Origin of the sequence: uncultured Amaricoccus sp., from assembly GCF_937858865.1 — a bacterium.
Lineage (GTDB): Bacteria > Pseudomonadota > Alphaproteobacteria > Rhodobacterales > Rhodobacteraceae > Amaricoccus.
Genome location: NZ_CALLYO010000117.1, coordinates 1 through 1562 on the forward strand (window position 1 = coordinate 1; position 1562 = coordinate 1562).

Here is a 1562-nt window from a genome sequence, read left to right on the forward strand (position 1 = left end):
CCATCGGCCTCCTCCTCGACACCTTCGACCCGCAGGAGTGCGCAAACTACCTCACTAACGCCGGATAAGCCTCAGTATAACGTCATCACGCTTTAACCGATCGCAATGAAGGTTGACGGGAGGCTGGCATGCAGGCGGTGACGAGCAACGGGCTCCGGCTCCACGTCGCGACCGGCGGCGACCCGGAGGGGAGGCCCCTCGTCTTCGCCAACGCGCTCGGCACCGACCTGCGCATCTGGGACGCGCTCCTCCCCCACCTGCCGCCCGGCCTCCGCCTCATCCGCTACGACATGCGCGGCCACGGCCTCTCCGACGCGCCCGAGGGCGACTACTGGATGGGCGATCTCGTCGCCGACGCCGCCGGCCTCCTCGACGCGCTCGGCATCAGGGGCGCGGTGTTCGTCGGCCTCTCGATCGGCGGCGTCGTCGCCCAGGGCCTCGCCGCCGAGCGCCCCGACCTCCTCCGCGCCGCTGTCCTCTCCAACACCGCCGCCCGCATCGGCACCGAGGCGAGCTGGCGCGAGCGCATCGCCACCGTCCGCCGGGGCGGCATCGCCGCGATCGCGGACGGCGTGCTGGAGAAATGGTTCAGCCGCGCCTTCCGCCGCGACCGACCGGACGAACTCGCCCTCTGGCGCAACATGCTGTCCCGCACGCCCCTCGACGGCTACTGCGGCTGCTGCGCCGCCATGGCGCACACCGACCTCCGCGACTCCATCGCCGGCCTCCGCCTCCCCGTTCTCGCCATCGCCGGCTCCAAGGACGGCTCGACCCCGCCCGACCTCGTGCGCGAGACCGCCGGCAGCATCCCCGGCGCCCGCTTCGAGCTCGTCCGCGGCGCCGGCCACCTGCCGGCCGTCGAGGCCCCCGAGGCCTACGCCCGCCTCCTCGCCGCCTTCCTCGCCGAGACCAGCTAATCGAGCGTCCGCCGGTAGCGCAGCAGCGCGATCGCGGCATAGGCGCAGACGAAGAGCCCGAGCAGCGTCAGCTCCCGCGATATGGTCGCGAGCTCCGCCCCCTTCAGCATCACCGCCCGGATCGCCCGGATGAAGTGGGTGAGCGGGAAGAACTGCCCGAGCAGCTGCGCCCAGCCCGGCATCCCCCGGTAGGGGAACATGAACCCCGAGAGCAGGATCGAGGGCAGGAAGAAGAAGAAGGTCAGCTGCATCGCCTGCATCTGCGTCCGCGCCAGCGTCGAGATGGCATAGCCGAGCAGCACCAGCGCCAGCACGAAGAGGAAGACCGCCAGCAGCAGCACCGGCAGCCCTCCGACGAAGGGCACCGCGAAGAGCCCGCGCGCCGCGAGGAGCACCACCACCACCTGCAGCGCGCCGACCGCGAAATAGGGCAGCGTCTTCGACAGCATCACCTCCGCCGGCGTCGAAGGCATGGCGAGCAGCGTCTCCATCGTCCCGCGCTCGGTCTCCCGCGTCAGCGCGATCGAGGTCATCATCACCATGGTCATCTGCAGGATGACCCCGAGCAGCCCCGGCACGATGTTGTACTGCGATATCCCCTCGGGGTTGTAGCGCCGGTGCACCACCACCTCGAGCCGCCCCGCC

General features: G+C 70.9%; 2 protein-coding genes. One reads left to right on the plus strand and one right to left on the minus strand.

Annotated elements, in window-relative coordinates; genetic code table 11:
• Positions 1–128: 128 nt before the first annotated feature.
• A complete protein-coding gene (gene pcaD, locus Q0112_RS03250) occupies positions 129–917 on the plus strand; it encodes a 3-oxoadipate enol-lactonase (RefSeq protein WP_297971339.1) in 789 nt (262 codons plus the stop codon).
• Here the strand turns inward: pcaD and Q0112_RS03255 are convergent.
• On the minus strand, positions 914–1562 hold a 649-nt coding region (locus Q0112_RS03255), incomplete at its 5' end, for an ABC transporter permease (RefSeq protein ID WP_297971342.1). The genes pcaD and Q0112_RS03255 overlap by 4 nt on opposite strands.